The organism is Paenibacillus sp. V4I3, assembly GCF_030817215.1.
In the GTDB taxonomy this organism is placed as follows: Bacteria; Bacillota; Bacilli; order Paenibacillales; family NBRC-103111; genus Paenibacillus_E.
In genome coordinates, this window is record NZ_JAUSZA010000001.1 from 557,948 (window position 1) to 572,999 (window position 15,052).

Here is a 15,052-nt window from a genome sequence, read left to right on the forward strand (position 1 = left end):
GTCTAGCCTCCTTGCTTGCTCTGGGTTAAGACGGTCTTCAGCTTATCAATCGCCCGCTTTTGAATCCGGGATACACTCATCTGAGAAATCCCTAATTGGTCAGCAATGTACCGTTGCGATTGTCCTTCATGATAAATAAGACCAATAACCGTACGTTCTTCCTCTTTCAAACTAGTCATCGCCTCTTCAAGATCCATGCGTCTCTCGAGGGTTTGATAGTCATCCGATGGACCAGCGATCATATCGCCAATCGTCGCACTATCCCCATCACTCGTGAGCGGAGTATCCAGCGAAGTATAATTATAATAATCACGGCCTGCCAGAATCTCAATCGTTTCTTCCGGACTGAGCTCTAAATAAGCCGCAATCTCATCGATACTCGGCGAACGTTCCAACTTCACAGTCAGTTCATCCAGGGCACGCTGGACAAGCGAACCTTTCTCCTTAATTCGTCTTGGAACCTGTATGTACCATGACTTGTCTCGTAAATAATTTTTCAGGTGACCAATTAAGCTTTTCATTGCATAGGCTTCAAACGGAATCTCCATGGTGCTGTCATACTGTACAAAAAGCCGCAGCATCGACATCTGTCCGACTTGAAATAAATCCTCATATAAATCAGGACGGCTCCGAGACATCTTGCCTACTGCCATACGAACAATGGGTTCATAGTGCAGCAGCAGCGCCGTAGCCGTCTCTTGACATGCAGTTTCCTTATAAATCTTCATTTTCGAATACATTTCATATAACGGTTTCGAGGATGATGCGTTCGCATTCATACCATTTCCTCTTTTCTATTCAGCTGGCCTGCCAGTTGCTTTGTCAGAATAACCTCGGTTCCTTTACCGCTATGCGTCAGTACTTGTACATCATCCATTAAAGCTTGCATCAGGAACAGACCTAATCCCCCCACTGTCGCTTCACTAATGGATTTATGATGCAGCGAGGATGCTTCAGCATCTGTTTGAACGTAATTAAAGCTATTGCCTTCATCCTTCACAGAAATTCGCAAATTGCCGCTGCTGTGCTCAAATTGAACCTCCACGGTTCCTGATTGATCATGAGAATAAGCATGCAGGATCGCATTATTACAAGCTTCTGCTACAGCAACCTTCATGTCTTCAATATCTTCGAAGGAAAAGCCCGCTTTGGTGGCAACGCCATATAAAGTAAGTCGGACAATATCTAGATATTCCGCCTTTGCCGGTATCGTAAGGCCAATGTATGGGCTCATATGATTTCTTCTTTCCTTTCTGTTACACCTTTGTTTTGACTTTGATCTTCACGATCTACCAAATAGCGGGCAATGCCAGTTAGCTCGAATAATCGCTGGATTTTGGCAGGAATGTGATGTATACGGAAGGCTGCCTTCATTGCAGCTCTCACTTTAAGCACGGAGACAATCATACCAATTCCGGTACTGTCAATATAACGCAACTCTTTTAAATCCAACGTTAGAATCTCATTTCCTTTATGAACGACCGAGTCAAGCGCGGTGGCCAGCTCCGATGCAGCAGATAAATCAAGTTCTCCACTTAAGTATATGATATTTTCTTTCCCATTCGATTGTTTGTAAACAGTAAATTTACGTATAGCGTTCACAAGATGACCCCTCTCTATTTCGTAACACCGGCTTGCGGTGATTTCTTGGCTTTCATTTTTTGCAACATTTCATATGAGATGGCAGCTCCTTGCAAGATCGTCTTCCATTTTGTACTAAGAGGCTGAGTTTGTTGGGTTATATTCGTTTGTTTAACGGCAGAGATTAAGCTCGTGGCTGATTGTTTCACCGACGATGTTAACTCGTGAATCACTTGTCCTACATCGTTAACCGAGCTGAACAGATGATTAAGCTTCGATCTTATTGTTTACCCCCGTTCTTGGCATCTGAAACAATGTATGCAGAAAATTTCGATTTACTTTTCATTCTGTTTCAAACGGAATATGGCAGGGTACTTATACGTATGCACAATCATACTAATTAAGTGGAGGGATTTCACAATGGCCAAATCAGCAACGAAAGCAAGTCCGATTACAGAGATTCTTGACAAGCAGGTCGCTAATTTTTCGATTCTTTATATGAAGCTGCATAACTACCATTGGTATGTGAAAGGCGAGAATTTCTTTACCCTACATATCAAATTCGAAGAATTATATACAGAGGCTGCCTTGCATCTTGACGTTATCGCAGAGAGAATGCTATCTCTTCGCACCATTCCGACGGCAACTTTACAGGAACATTTGGCCATAGCATCCATTAAGGAAGCTAAGAATGAGGAGACTGCTGAGCAAATGGTGAAGCAGCTGGTCAGTGACTTCACCCGCATTTGCTCGGAGCTGACAGAGGGAATTGAGCTTGCTGAAGAGCAAAAAGATCAACCGACAGCCGATCTGCTCATCGGGATTCGCTCGTCGCTTGAGAAGCACAGCTGGATGCTGGATGCGTACCTTGGCAAATAAAACACACCGACTTATGTCGTCCTTTGCCGAGCATGTGTAGCGGTTGATGCAGCCAAGTTATGCCGCCTAAAAGGTATTGTTCTTCAGTCGCTTATTTAGAGTTTACATGCTGTACTTGGTACAACAATAGGCTTCCTTTACATGTTGCTTTGTATAACAATAGGCAAGCCAACCCGTTTGCATGTTTATACTTTGTGCACTATAGGCAGCCAACTCGCGCACTTGTTGTACTTTGTACAACAATAAGCAAGCTAATCCACGTTTTCCACGCGAATGTTGCAGAAAATACAACAATTCCTGCCTAAAGTAGCTCTATAGCCTCCAAAAGGGCTAAATTGTTGTATAGCATACAACATCCTGAGCTTTTTAAAGATGAAATCAAGGGAATTGTTGTACTCTCTGTACAACTTTGCCTTGCTAATAATCCATTTTCCCAAGAACCAGAAAACAAAAATCTAGGAGAACATAGTCTCTTACTAGGAGATTATTGATGTATCCTACAACCTCACTTAGCAAAAATCCCTAGCAAACCATCCTAAAAAGGGCAAGCTTCGCTTACCCCTAATCCACAAAAAACCACGAACTGGCGGCTTCCCGTCAATCCGTGGTTTTTTGTTGGACGTATTTAACGAGCGTGACTTCGGTTCCTCGGTCTGTGTTCACGATAACTTCATCCATCAGCGCTTGCATGAGATAAATGCCAAGGCCTCCAGACTGTAATTCGCTGGGCGAAGCTCCGGACAAAGGCACCGTATGCTCGGGGCGTTCATGGTAATTAAAGCCTGTGCCATCATCTTTCACTTTCACAGTCAATCTGTCGTCTCCGGGCTCATAGCTAATTTCAATTTGCCCGCTGCCACTCTGCGGTTCCCCGTGAAGTACAGCATTGTTGCAAGCCTCCGAAACCGCTACCTTCATATCCTCGATATCTTCATAAGAGAAACCTAACTTGGTAGCAACCCCATAGAGACTGAGTCTTACGATATCCAAGTATTCCGCTGCCGCGGGTATTTGTAAACGAATGACATTCATGCGCTTCCTTCGATCCCTTCGTTCAAGAATCCTGAGATTCCCGTAAGATCAAACAGCCGCTTAATCCCAGCCGGGATATTACTAACCGTGAAAGGCGCTTTCAACTCATCTCGAATTTTCAAGGCCGAGACCACAATACCAATCCCCGTGCTATCAATATACCTCAACTGCCCCACATCGAGGATTAACGCCTTATCCACCCGATGAACAACGGCTTCGAGCGCATGACGGAACGTTAAGGCCGCAGCCAAATCGAGCTCCCCACTGATACGAAGCTGTATAGATTTCTCCAATTCTTCTTGATCAACTTGGAACTTCTCTGCTGACATTAGCCACACTCCCTTACGTTATTTCTTTCTCTAAATAGTAACAAGCCTCTACCTTTTACACAAGCTTTGCCTAAAATAGGAAGATCTCCCGCACATGCCTTCAAGCAGACCATAGAGGCCAGCTGCAAACATTAGGTACTTGAAAGATGATAAAAGTCGATGGATATCAGTTCTTGTGTCTCCGATTCAATAAAAAGCTTAATTAGTGCTTCTCTCCGCTGAAAAACGATACCGTCCTCCACTACGTAATCGGGTTCTCCAAGCAGCCGCTTCACATCCGTTATCGTCAACGGAATCCGTTGATCATTGATTTTAACGTGCCCAATCTTGGCTGGAAATTGAACAAAAGTCACGATACCATCTTGGAAACCAATATTCATATCCGGGTATTCATACGTAAAGACTTCTACAAAGTGGGGATCCTGGACAAACGTTAGTGGATACCCTTTCTTGGCAATGACTGACTCTGTATCATCATATAGTGAAATTCCCTGTAGGCTGTGGAGCATCGGAACCAATGAGCTAGCTTCAGCTGCCTGCAAACTAGCATTACTATCACTGCTAGATTCCGCTTGGGCAGCCGCAAGAGTAGGTGGTAGAACGGGTACGAAAGTATCATCTGATCCTTCCGGAATCAGACTGATGATCTCCGGTGAAAGAACGATCTCCGGTTCACCGATGTGTTCGGAACTTGTCCATCTGACGATAATCATCGCTAGAATAACGACTAGAAAGAACAAAGCTAGCTTATAGACACGGCTGCGGTAGCCCGTTATGTGTGTTAGCAGCTGAGCACCTTTATCACGCAACATTACGTTCATAACCGATCCTCCTACTCTTGCACCTTTGGATTAGATCACATCACTTTTCTCAGCCACAAAGGGATGTGCGTACTGGCCACATAACACGGCCCCTTGTTCAACAACGACCTGCTTGTCCAAAATAACCCGGTCCAAATACACGCTGGCTTCAATTGCACAGTCATGCATGATGACACTATTCTTGACACTGGCGCCTTTACTGACCGTAACACCTGGAAACAAAATGCTGTTCTCCACATAGCCTTCAATCCGGCAGCCATGCGCGACGAACGAATTGCGGATCAGCGCGTCATGGTTACAGGCCGTTTCTTGTTCTTCCTCTTTCCGCGTATGGACAAACTCTTGATTAATCATGAATTGCTTCCAGCCTTGCGGTTGCAGGAGATCCATACTGTGCACATAGTAACTGTCTACGGAATCCATAATCGCCATATACCCATGATTGGCATAGCCCTGTACATGAATATCGGCCAGATGATCCCAAATGACCTCCTTCAGATAGATTGCTTACAGGTTTGAGCGGTTTCTCAACAAATCCGGTAATCCGGTGATGCTCGTCCGTGCTCATAATACCGAATCGACTCGCTTCTTCCCATCTCACTGGAATAACCGATAGCGTTGCATCGGCACCAGAAGCTTTATGATGCTCAAGCATAGCTCTGTAATCCATATTATAAATATGATCACCAGAAATAATTAACACGTAGCTTGGATCATACGAACGAAGGTAGGATATATTTTGATAAATGGCGTCCGCTGTCCCCGAATAAGCATTCGGCCCGCCAGCCTCCCTTTCCAGAATGGAGATGCCGCCGCTTTCACTCGCCATGCCCCAGGCCTCACCATTACCAATATGGGCATGCAAAACAGCTGGCTTATACTGCGTCAGCACACCAACTATATCCATGCCGGAATTACGGCAATTGCTCAAGGTAAAGTCGATGATTCTATATTTTCCGCCAAAATGAACAGCCGGTTTAGCAATATTTTTAGTTAAAGGACCCAGTCTAGTACCTTCACCGCCAGCTAATAGCATAGCTACACATTCCTGCTTTTTCATAGTCATCTCATCCTTCCGAAGGAATATATTTGAGTACGATTGCTGCAAGGGGAGGTATCGAAACCGTTATGCTATGCGGATAGTCCTGACATGTCCACTCTTCGGATACTAGCGTACTGTCGTTCGTCACACCCGATCCACCGAATTCTTGCTTATCACTATTAAAGACCTCCTGATAACGCCCTGGTCTCATCACCCCTAATCGATATCCCTCATGAGCCTCAGGCTTGAAATTACAGATAATGACGAGCTGTTCATCACCGTTTTCCGCGTTCCGAATGAAAGACACCAGTCCATCGATTTTATCCTCAGCGTTAATCGGTTCGAAGCCGCTCGGTTCATAATCCAACTCCCATAAGGCTCTCTCCGCTATGTAGAAGTGATTCATTGTTTTCACAAAATGCTCAAATTGCTGATGTTCTTCGAATTTCAATAAATCCCATGCCAGCGAAGTTTCCGAATTCCAATCATCGATCTGACCGAATTCATTCCCCATAAAAAGCAGCTTTTTGCCCGGATGTCCCATCATATAGGTGTAAAGCACTCGCAAGTTAGCGAAACGTTGCCAGTTGTCGACACCTGACATTTTACCGAGAAGGGATTTGCTAGAATGAACCACTTCATCATGCGCATAGGGGAGAATATAATTCTCATCCCAAGCATTTAGCAGCGAATTCGTCAATTGATCTTCCTGACTGCTGCGTTCTTCCTGATTTTTCTTCATATACGTAAGTGTGTTCCACGTAAAGCCTAAGTTCCATTTGTAATTAAAGCCCATTCCGCCATTCTCGACGGGAGCCGTTACGCCTGGATAAGAGCTTGTATCCTCCGCCATCATCAGTGCATTGGGATACCTGGAGAATACGACGGCATTCAGTTTCTGGAGGAAGGCAATTCCTTCGAGATTCTCATCGCCGCCTTGTTCATTCACAATACGGTCCGCTTCTTCCCGATCGAAATTCAACGTTAATATGCTATAAACCGCATCCACTCTTAACCCATCAATATGATAGACATCCATCCAAAATAGGGCATTGGAGATTAAGAAACTAAGAACCTCGGGCTTCGCATAATCGAATACCTGTGTCCCCCAAGTTGGATGTTCTCCCTTTCGGCTGTCTGCATATTCATAAAGCGGTGTCCCATCAAATCGGGTCAAACCGTGAGCGTCTTTGCAGAAATGCGCGGGCACCCAATCCATAATGACCCCAATTCCCTTCTGGTGGCAGCGGTCTACGAAGTACATGAAGTCCTTCGGCGATCCAAACCGGCTCGTCACCGAGAAATAGCTGGTTACCTGATATCCCCAAGACGCATCCAGAGGATGTTCCTCTAACGGCATCAGCTCAATATGGGTATAGCCCCGTTCGTGCACATAATTGACCAACTCGTCAGCTAATTCCACATAACTATAGAATCCGCCGTCTTCCTTTCGCTTCCAACTGCCCAAATGCACCTCGTAGATAAGGAGCGGCTGTTGTAGGAATTGGTTTGACGTGTTGTTCGCCAGCCACTCCTCGTCCTGCCATTCATAACCTTCCAATGAGGTCACAATAGAAGCCGTTCCGGGTCGAAGCTCAGAATGAAAGGCATAAGGATCTGACTTTAGATAGCATTCTTCGTCCAATGTGACGATTTCATATTTATATAGCGTGCCTTCACCGAGTTCCGGAATGAACAGCGTCCATACGCCATCTGCTAGCGACATCTGGTGATTGCTGCCATTCCATCCATTGAAGCTGCCTGAAACGTTAACCTGCTTGGCATTTGGCGCCCAAACTGCGAAGTTAACCCCCATCTGACCGCTGCGCTCTTCCACATGGGAACCCAGAAAATGATAACTTTGATACTGCGTACCCTCATGTAACAAATATAAAGCGTCTGAACTGGCTTCCGATGCCAATGTCGTCATCCCAATTCCTCCCAACGTGTTGGACTAATACTCCTTATTACACGCCTTCGGGTCTATTGAAACAAAAAATACCCAAGTTTTATTCCCTATTTGGGATAAAACTTGGGCGTTTGTTATAGTTATAACCACTCTTCGCCAACGTGGCTGAGACGATGTTTTTCATCGCTAACTACTACGTTGTTATCATAACCAAGCACATATCGTCTTGCGGAGAACCCGTTTTGGCATGCGGATAAATACGCTCAACCAAGCCATCGGGATCGTGCATCGTCGTCTCCTTCAAGCTTCCCATGATTTTGGTGATGCCTTCCTCCTCTTCATCATCGAGCCACTCCGACAGGCCGTCTGTGAACAAGACAATCCGGGCTTCCTTCTCATAGGGAATAACACCTTTGGTAATCTCAATCCCCTCAAAAAAGCCAAGGGCACAACAGCCTTCTGTCAGTAATTTCACTTCACCATCCAGAAGCGCGATGCCTGCAGGATGTCCGGCATTCACATACTCAATTGTGCGCCGTTCCGTGTCCAGGACCATATAAATCGCCGTAAAATAGTAATTAATCAGATTATCTGATTGATGCAGCTGATTCATCCGCCCATTCAACTCGCGCATCACGCCTTCCGGATCACAGATATTCGTGATGGTATCCTTCAAAGCAGAATAAATATACATGCAGACAAGCGAAGACGAAATGCCGTGCCCCATCATATCCAGCAAAATGATCCCATGCCGATTCGGCCCGATCGGATACCAAGCATAGAAGTCACCCGCGAGCTCAGAAGAGGGCTTATAGACCGCTGAGATCTGGATATGCTCATCCTTAATGGGGCTGCTCAGTACACTAAGCTGCACTTGTTTGGCCAAATCAAGCTCGTACTTAATCCGCTTGTCCCGCTCTTTATGCCAATCCTTCTCATATTTCAAACGGAGCGTAGATCGAATACGCGCAAGCAGTTCCACCTTATTAATCGGCTTCATCACATAATCGAGTGCCCCGGCATCCAGCGCTTCAGCCAGCTTATTGGAATCCCCCATCGCCGTCACGAAAATAATCGGAATATCCCGGCACCTTTCGTCGGCCTGAACCGTTCGACAGGCTTCCACCCCATCAATTTCCGGCATCATCATATCCATCAAAATCAAATCAACCGGCACCTCGGCTGTGCTCGGTGAATCCATATCTAATAATTGATACAGCTCTCTGGCAGAAGACACCATGACTAAATCGGTGTAACCGGCTTTAAGCAGGATTTTTTCAATAATAAGTAAATTCGTCGCGTTATCGTCTACTATTACAATGCTCATTGCTCAAACCCCTTTCGGGTAAAAGTTAACGGAAACCCTCATCGTAGTTTACCATAATTTATTACCAAACATGTTGATCGTTTATTTTATCTACTACCCATTTGAAAAAAATTCAATCACATTGAGGCTCGGGGCTTCCTCGCTTATATTAATGAAACGGAAATAAAAATAAGCTTTTTGTGATTCAAATAAAAGAAAGAAGGTTACATCCTAGTATGAAGCATGGCAACACCACAACACCCAAACTAAAGGAGAGATGACTCATGAGTGAAGCAGTCGGAACAAATAACAAAGGCGGACTATTGTTAGGTTTAGTAATCGGCGGCGCTGTAGGCGCGATAACCTCATTGTTATTAGCCCCTAAAGCCGGGTCGGAGCTGCGTGAAGACTTGTCGAATACGTATCGCACGTTCAATGATAAAACAAGTCAATTGGCTTCCGCTGTAGGTCAGAAAGCACAGGATATTGTCTCGACCGTGAGTGACAAAACACAGGATATCGCATCAGCTGTTAGTGAGAAGACGCAGGAAGTTGCTTCAGCAGTTAGTGAGAAAACAAAGGATATGGCCAACTCCGTTAGCCATCAAGCTTCAGAGGCCGCTGATAAAGCCAAAGAAAGCAAACAACTTGTAGCTGAGTCTTTACAGGCTGCCAAAACGAATTACCAGAACAACCAACATTAAGGGTATCACATCACATAAATTCGCAAGGACGGCGTTCGATTTGACGCATACTTGAAAGGAGGAGTTTTCGATGGATAGAAGTACACTTCATCAACAGTTAACCAAGCTGGGGTTAGAACGTATCGAGTATACGGAGAAATCGGTCTATAAATTTGATATTTATAACGATGCCACATCAGCCGCCTACCCACTTACTTTAACCACATTTACTTCTGAGCAAGGGAATACCACCGTTCATTTCCATGAAGCCGACTTTCAAGAGAACGAATTCGTTCCTCTGCAAGTTCGCCGAGCGGCGTTGGACAAACTAATTGAATTAGAGCGGATCTGCAACGGATCAGCCGGCAAATCCTTGGCAGAAGCAAGCAACGGCTCCATGGCTCAGGATATGGATGAGATGAAGAAGTTGGGGAATGAAATGAAACATATGAAAACGAATAGCGAACTATTGGAAAAAAATATGATTCCTGATCCGATTCAGTAGGTTAAGGATAAACAAGTAAGCGCGGAAAACGCGCTTAATCTGGAGCGCCAGAGCAAATAAGCGCGTTTTCCGCGCTTACAGCCAGAGCTATGCGAGCCGAAGCCCGCCAACTGAGTCTGAGAAGTCGGAAATCGACTTCTCAGACAGATCATCCCGCGCGTCCATGCAGATTAAGCACCATATCCACAGACTGCGAAAATCATAAATTCCTATACAAAAACAAAAAGAGCCTCAATTCCATGAAGATGGAGTTGAGGCTCTTTCTTGCTCTTTCTTGCTCTTTCTTGCTCTTTCTTGCTCTTTCCTGCTGTTTCACTTACCACTCGGCTACTGTACCATCGGCTTGGCGCCAAACTGGATTTTTCCAGTTATGACCAATCGCAGCCATCTCTCTTACTTTATCTTCATTGATCTCGATGCCAAGACCCGGAGCAGTTAAATTCGCTACGAAGCCGTCTTCATACTTAAACACAGAAGGATCCTTTAAATAATCGAGTAAATCACTGCCTTGATTGTAGTGAATGCCGAGACTTTGCTCCTGAATAAAGGCATTCGGAGAACACGTATCTAGCTGTAGGCATGCTGCCAAGGCGATAGGGCCTAACGGACAGTGCGGCGCAATTGCAATATCGTAGGCTTCCGCCATTGCGGCGATTTTGCGTGTTTCCAAGATGCCTCCAGCATGGGAAAGATCGGGTTGGATAATGTCCACGATGCCTTGGGCCAGCAGCTCTTTGAAGCCCCAGCGCGTATACATCCGCTCTCCCGTAGCAATCGGACACGAGGTGTAACGAGCGATCTCTTTGAGCGCTTCATTATTCTCAGGCAAAACAGGCTCTTCAATGAACATAGGCCGGTACGGCTCTAGTTCCTTGACGATGATTTTGGCCATCGACTTATGCACGCGGCCGTGGAAATCGATGCCGATGCCAACGTCTTTGCCGACGGCTTCGCGTACCGCGGCAATACGCGCAATAGCTTCATCCACTTTGCTGATGGAATCGATGTAATGCATTTCCTCGGTGGCGTTCATTTTCACCGCCGTAAATCCAGCAGCAACCTGCTGTTTGGCCGCTTGACCTACGTCGCTTGGTCGGTCCCCGCCGATCCACGAATAGACACGCGTCTTGTCGCGGCAAGCACCGCCAAGCAGATCATAGACGGGCGCATTGTAGAATTTGCCCTTAATGTCCCAGAGCGCTTGCTCAATGCCTGAGATTGCGCTGGTCAAGATGGGTCCTCCGCGGTAGAAGCCCCCGCGGTACAGCACTTGGAACATATCCTCAATCCGCATCGGATCCTTGCCAATGATGTGATCGCTCATTTCCATCACCGCGGCTGCAACTGTATCCGCCTTGCCCTCAACGACTGGCTCTCCCCATCCCGTAATGCCTTCATCCGTTTCGATTTTCAGAAATAACCATCTTGGCGGCACCTTAAACAGTTCCAACTTCGTAATTTTCATGATTATCGTCCTCCTCTATCCCTTGTGGAATTCGCTGGGCAAGACCAAACTCCTCTCACCAATCAGCGGTGATTTGTTCTCTACGAATATTGATCTCGGTACTCTTGCGGAGTCATGCCATAATGCTTCTTGAACGCATGGTTAAAGGAATGTGGGCGTTGATAGCCAAGCTGTGTGGCGATTTCATAAATCTTATCCTGACCATTCTTCAGCAAATACGCAGCTTTATCCATCCGTGCATGATTGACGTAGTCGCTTAAATTTTCACCCGTCTCAAGTTTATAGATCTTCGATATATAAACCGGATGCATGTACACATGATCGGCAATCGATTGTAAGGAGACGTCGCTAGCCAGATGCTGATCGATGAAAGACCTAATATCCTTGATCAGCGTTGCACGGCTATCTTGCCTTTCTTGATCCATATCCTCCTTCATACGTTGCAAAGAACGAATCGACCATTCGCGCAGCTGGTTCACCGTACGAAACGGTATACCTTCCATCATACGGTCGTAATCACCGCCAATGAGTTGATGCAGCTGTCGACCATTCTTATGTGCAATATAAGCAAAAGCGGATGCGATCGAGAAATAAACTTCTAATAGATGTTCCTGAGATTCAGAGAATCTTACTTCCATTTCATCAAAAATCTGGGACAACTTCTCCTCTGTATCTTCCCATCTTGCTGCTTCCAGCAAATGATTGAGCGTTGGCGGCTCATATAGCTTTTGCAAGGCTGACAGTTCAGTCTGAACAGATTCATCACCAAGCCGCATGAACAGCTCGTGCTCACTCCCGATACGTTTGCGAAAGGCGCTAAGCGAGCTATTGTAGAGCGCATTCATTTCGGACGGGAACTCGCCCCAACTGCTCAGGAGGATGGAAATTTTGCCTTTCAAATAATTCTTCACGGCCGATTGAAGCACAGAAGCCGTACGTTCCAGCCAAGCGGAATCTTCCTTATCGGGTGTCTCCTGCTTATGCTTCATCACAAATACTAAATAATCATGAGCATCCTTCGTATGCCAGCTATCGAATTTCTCTGCAAATAATTCGTCGGCCATATTGCTAATCGCATATTCCATTAACGATAAATGTCCGGTATCATATTCCAGGAAATCCGATTCCAACCGAACCATCATCAATACACAAGCATGTTCGTGGTAATCAGGGAGCTCCAGGATATGCATTTTTTCTCGAAGTGAATGCTCCGATATTTTATGCCCTTGAAGTAAATCATTCAATAAATTCCCCCTAAGCAAAGGGAGGTTTTCCTTGAAAGTATACGTAAGACGCTGCGTAGAGATGACCGTCTCCCATTCCTTCTGCAGCTTCTCCATCACCCGGCTGACAGTAGCCAGTAAAGCTTGTTCAGTGACAGGCTTGAGTAAATAATCCTCCGAGCCCTGTAGAATCGCTTCTTTGGCATAGTTAAAATCCGAGTATCCGGACAAGAGAATACATTTGGTCTTCGCCCAACGACGGTTGATCTCGGCAATTAATTGCAAACCGGAGATACCTGGCATCTGAATGTCCGTAATTACGATATCAATCGACATTTGCTCGAGCAGCTCCAGCGCTTCTTTACCGGAATAAGCCTTAAAAACCTGCTCAATCCCGATAGATGCCCAGTCAATCGTAGACTGAAGCCGATCCACAACATGCGCTTCGTCATCGACAATCAACAGTTGAATCATCGTTTTATCACCTCTGTGGCTTGATCACTCTCCTGCGAATTATGTTTCCAAGTCAGCACTGCCCTTAAACCACCGTTATTTACTCGCTCAAAAGTAAGTCCGGAGCCTTCTCCGAACTGATAATACAAACGGTGGTGGACATTCCATGTTCCACAGCCAATCTCATCGGACATTGGAGCCTTCAGCTGTTTAAGCAGCTTATCTAATCCCGCTTCATCCAGACCTCCGCCGTTATCCTCAACAATCAGTCGATTCCATCCGTCCTTCTGCTCACCCGTAATCGTGATGAAATCACCCTCTGCGCTGCGCTCAATCCCATGGACAATGGCATTCTCTACTAGCGGCTGCAAAATAAGTCGGGGAACCCACTCGCCCAACATCTCTTCCGGCACAGATATCTCATATTTTAACCGGTGTATGCGGAGATTCTGAATCGTTAAATAATGGCCTACCAAATCGAGCTCATCTCGCAACCGCACGCTTTGTTTTTCGACTCTCGTCGTGTAACGGTAAAACTCAGCTAAATTCTGCGACATGGCTACGACTGATTCTTTATCTTCCATCTCTGCTGAATTGATAATGAAAAATAAGGAATTATACAGAAAATGCGGGTGAATCTGCGATTGCAGCTGTTTCAAGGTCGCTTCACGTGAACGGATTTTCTCCGCATAAACATCCTCAACAAGCACTTGAATTTGCTCGGCCATCTCATTAAATCGCTGGATGAGGAAATCAAATTCATTTTTGGCTCTATACACAATCCGAGCTGATAAATCGCCTCGCTTCACTTGCTGTACACTTTGAATCATCTTGCCAATTGGAATTTGAACGTTGCGATACAGTAAGAAAGAAGCCAGAATACTCATCACAAGCAGCAGAGCAATAGAAACATAAAACAATTTACGCGTCATAGTAATCGGAGAAAGTATCTTCTCCACAGGCACATAATCAACCAAGTACCAATCCAACTGTTCCGACTTCACAAAGCTGACCAAATATTGTTGATTAGCGATTTCAAATTGAACTTGGCCGGTAAGCGGTAAGCCTTGACCAGCCAGTCTTTCACGGATTGTTTGCGTAATCGACAGATTCGACGAGCTGTTGAAAATCGCCCTATTTTGCCCATCAACCAAAAAAGGATCGCTTCGTTTATCTTGCTTGTACACATCCAGCAATTGAATCATATTCTGCACGCTGAACCTTACTTGATACAGCACATTCGCTTGACCGGCAACCTGGGCACGAATAGGCTCACTAATTTCCCTACTGAACGACCCTATCCCATTGTCGCCCTTACGTTCCTCATACGTCCACGTTCGCTTAATCGGGCTATCCCAAGGCCAAGTATCCGTCCCATTTACGAAAATACTCGAAGATAACACTTGCTTCCCATGTGGAATAGCAATGGTCAGTTCATTCACCCATCCGCTGGAGACACTTTGAAGGCTAAGCTTCTGTATAATACGTGACTGTTCCTTCAGCATGTCATAATCGGGCGACTCATTCCTGTCGATAAACTCCCTTATGTAAGGATCGCTGCCGAGAATAACGGGAGACATCGCTAATCGCTCCACGTCCACATCCAATTGATGCATGAAGAAAGACAGCTGGTTTAAATTCGATGACTGAATCTGGTCTTGAACAACATTATTCGTTATCCGATTCGTATAGCTGTAGAGCAGCACAATAGGGATAAGGAGTAGAACCAATAGAATGAGAATTTTGCTGAAAATATTAAGTTTATATGGCACGCTGGGCTCACCTTCCATGCATCTGCTAAGCTTTCTAACTTAGAGTTAACTA

Annotated in this window: 16 protein-coding genes and 1 pseudogene; 3 read left to right on the forward strand and 14 right to left on the reverse strand. The window is 45.5% G+C overall.

The window, feature by feature from the left end; translation table 11 throughout:
* Nucleotides 1-2 precede the first annotated feature (2 nt).
* The 4 genes from QFZ77_RS02655 to QFZ77_RS02670 are packed head-to-tail and all read right to left on the reverse strand — an operon-like array spanning nt 3 to nt 1,790.
* The gene (locus tag QFZ77_RS02655; RefSeq protein WP_307435773.1) at nt 3-779 is read right to left on the reverse strand and encodes a sigma-70 family RNA polymerase sigma factor; all 777 of its coding nucleotides are present in this window, start codon (nt 777-779) and stop codon (nt 3-5) included.
* Nucleotides 776-1,234: an anti-sigma B factor RsbW gene (rsbW, locus tag QFZ77_RS02660; protein ID WP_307435776.1), complete on the reverse strand. Its 459-nt coding sequence runs from the start codon at nt 1,232-1,234 to the stop codon at nt 776-778. The genes QFZ77_RS02655 and rsbW (QFZ77_RS02660) overlap by 4 nt, the downstream gene beginning before the upstream one ends.
* Nucleotides 1,231-1,602, reverse strand: a complete 372-nt coding sequence (locus tag QFZ77_RS02665; protein WP_307435779.1) for an STAS domain-containing protein — start codon at nt 1,600-1,602, stop codon at nt 1,231-1,233. Before QFZ77_RS02665 ends, rsbW (QFZ77_RS02660) begins: the two co-directional genes overlap by 4 nt.
* A 14-nt stretch (nt 1,603-1,616) precedes the next feature.
* Nucleotides 1,617-1,790 (reverse strand): hypothetical protein, encoded by a 174-nt coding sequence (locus tag QFZ77_RS02670; protein ID WP_307435782.1) that lies wholly within the window; start codon nt 1,788-1,790, stop codon nt 1,617-1,619.
* A 211-nt stretch (nt 1,791-2,001) separates the two neighbouring features.
* On the opposite strand from QFZ77_RS02670, the gene QFZ77_RS02675 reads away from it, so the two are divergent.
* Nucleotides 2,002-2,460, forward strand: coding sequence for a Dps family protein (locus tag QFZ77_RS02675; protein ID WP_307435785.1), 459 nt, complete (start codon nt 2,002-2,004; stop codon nt 2,458-2,460).
* Nucleotides 2,461-3,057: 597 nt separating this feature from the next.
* On the opposite strand, the gene rsbW (QFZ77_RS02680) is transcribed toward QFZ77_RS02675, so the two are convergent.
* From rsbW (QFZ77_RS02680) to QFZ77_RS02710, 7 genes and pseudogenes are all read right to left on the reverse strand, one after another.
* Nucleotides 3,058-3,492: an anti-sigma B factor RsbW gene (gene rsbW, locus QFZ77_RS02680; RefSeq protein ID WP_307435789.1), complete on the reverse strand. Its 435-nt coding sequence runs from the start codon at nt 3,490-3,492 to the stop codon at nt 3,058-3,060.
* Nucleotides 3,489-3,821, reverse strand: a complete 333-nt coding sequence (locus QFZ77_RS02685; protein ID WP_307435792.1) for an STAS domain-containing protein — start codon at nt 3,819-3,821, stop codon at nt 3,489-3,491. Before QFZ77_RS02685 ends, rsbW (QFZ77_RS02680) begins: the two co-directional genes overlap by 4 nt.
* 131 nt (nt 3,822-3,952) lie before the next feature.
* Nucleotides 3,953-4,642, reverse strand: coding sequence for a hypothetical protein (locus tag QFZ77_RS02690; protein WP_307435797.1), 690 nt, complete (start codon nt 4,640-4,642; stop codon nt 3,953-3,955).
* A gap of 30 nt (nt 4,643-4,672) precedes the next feature.
* Nucleotides 4,673-4,996 carry a GlgC family sugar phosphate nucleotidyltransferase gene (locus tag QFZ77_RS02695; RefSeq protein WP_307435800.1) on the reverse strand — a complete coding sequence of 108 codons (324 nt, stop codon included), beginning with the start codon at nt 4,994-4,996 and terminating at the stop codon, nt 4,673-4,675.
* Between the two features lie 133 nt (nt 4,997-5,129).
* Nucleotides 5,130-5,702 (reverse strand): annotated as a pseudogene (locus QFZ77_RS02700) (sugar phosphate nucleotidyltransferase); the annotation flags it as partial.
* A 7-nt stretch (nt 5,703-5,709) separates the two neighbouring features.
* Nucleotides 5,710-7,614 (reverse strand): 1,4-alpha-glucan branching protein GlgB, encoded by a 1,905-nt coding sequence (gene glgB, locus QFZ77_RS02705; protein ID WP_307435806.1) that lies wholly within the window; start codon nt 7,612-7,614, stop codon nt 5,710-5,712.
* Between the two features lie 172 nt (nt 7,615-7,786).
* The gene (locus QFZ77_RS02710; RefSeq protein ID WP_307435812.1) at nt 7,787-8,920 is read right to left on the reverse strand and encodes a PP2C family protein-serine/threonine phosphatase; all 1,134 of its coding nucleotides are present in this window, start codon (nt 8,918-8,920) and stop codon (nt 7,787-7,789) included.
* 263 nt (nt 8,921-9,183) lie between these two features.
* On the opposite strand from QFZ77_RS02710, the gene QFZ77_RS02715 reads away from it, so the two are divergent.
* Nucleotides 9,184-9,603 (forward strand): YtxH domain-containing protein, encoded by a 420-nt coding sequence (locus QFZ77_RS02715; protein WP_307435815.1) that lies wholly within the window; start codon nt 9,184-9,186, stop codon nt 9,601-9,603.
* 70 nt (nt 9,604-9,673) lie between these two features.
* Nucleotides 9,674-10,087, forward strand: coding sequence for a hypothetical protein (locus tag QFZ77_RS02720; RefSeq protein ID WP_307435818.1), 414 nt, complete (start codon nt 9,674-9,676; stop codon nt 10,085-10,087).
* Between the two features lie 316 nt (nt 10,088-10,403).
* Here the strand turns inward: QFZ77_RS02720 and dgoD are convergent, their stop codons facing one another.
* The 3 genes from dgoD to QFZ77_RS02735 all read right to left on the reverse strand — a co-directional run bounded on the left by dgoD (nt 10,404) and on the right by QFZ77_RS02735 (nt 15,000).
* Nucleotides 10,404-11,552 carry a galactonate dehydratase gene (dgoD, locus tag QFZ77_RS02725; RefSeq protein ID WP_029196220.1) on the reverse strand — a complete coding sequence of 383 codons (1,149 nt, stop codon included), beginning with the start codon at nt 11,550-11,552 and terminating at the stop codon, nt 10,404-10,406.
* A gap of 80 nt (nt 11,553-11,632) precedes the next feature.
* Complete coding sequence (locus QFZ77_RS02730; protein WP_307435822.1) at nt 11,633-13,249, reverse strand: response regulator; 1,617 nt, start codon at nt 13,247-13,249, stop codon at nt 11,633-11,635.
* Nucleotides 13,246-15,000 carry a sensor histidine kinase gene (locus tag QFZ77_RS02735; protein ID WP_307435824.1) on the reverse strand — a complete coding sequence of 585 codons (1,755 nt, stop codon included), beginning with the start codon at nt 14,998-15,000 and terminating at the stop codon, nt 13,246-13,248. Before QFZ77_RS02735 ends, QFZ77_RS02730 begins: the two co-directional genes overlap by 4 nt.
* Nucleotides 15,001-15,052: the final 52 nt, after the last annotated feature.

Bases quoted from the DNA above. Each gene is read 5' to 3' on its own strand.
- QFZ77_RS02655 (WP_307435773.1), bottom strand. From the start codon at position 779: ATGAATGCGAACGCATCATCCTCGAAACCGTTATATGAAATGTATTCG.
- rsbW (WP_307435776.1), bottom strand. From the start codon at position 1,234: ATGAGCCCATACATTGGCCTTACGATACCGGCAAAGGCGGAATATCTA.
- QFZ77_RS02675 (WP_307435785.1), top strand. From the start codon at position 2,002: ATGGCCAAATCAGCAACGAAAGCAAGTCCGATTACAGAGATTCTTGAC.
- rsbW (WP_307435789.1), bottom strand. From the start codon at position 3,492: ATGAATGTCATTCGTTTACAAATACCCGCGGCAGCGGAATACTTGGAT.
- QFZ77_RS02685 (WP_307435792.1), bottom strand. From the start codon at position 3,821: ATGTCAGCAGAGAAGTTCCAAGTTGATCAAGAAGAATTGGAGAAATCT.
- QFZ77_RS02690 (WP_307435797.1), bottom strand. From the start codon at position 4,642: ATGAACGTAATGTTGCGTGATAAAGGTGCTCAGCTGCTAACACACATA.
- QFZ77_RS02695 (WP_307435800.1), bottom strand. From the start codon at position 4,996: ATGATTAATCAAGAGTTTGTCCATACGCGGAAAGAGGAAGAACAAGAA.
- glgB (WP_307435806.1), bottom strand. From the start codon at position 7,614: ATGACGACATTGGCATCGGAAGCCAGTTCAGACGCTTTATATTTGTTA.
- QFZ77_RS02710 (WP_307435812.1), bottom strand. From the start codon at position 8,920: ATGAGCATTGTAATAGTAGACGATAACGCGACGAATTTACTTATTATT.
- QFZ77_RS02715 (WP_307435815.1), top strand. From the start codon at position 9,184: ATGAGTGAAGCAGTCGGAACAAATAACAAAGGCGGACTATTGTTAGGT.
- QFZ77_RS02720 (WP_307435818.1), top strand. From the start codon at position 9,674: ATGGATAGAAGTACACTTCATCAACAGTTAACCAAGCTGGGGTTAGAA.
- dgoD (WP_029196220.1), bottom strand. From the start codon at position 11,552: ATGAAAATTACGAAGTTGGAACTGTTTAAGGTGCCGCCAAGATGGTTA.
- QFZ77_RS02730 (WP_307435822.1), bottom strand. From the start codon at position 13,249: ATGATTCAACTGTTGATTGTCGATGACGAAGCGCATGTTGTGGATCGG.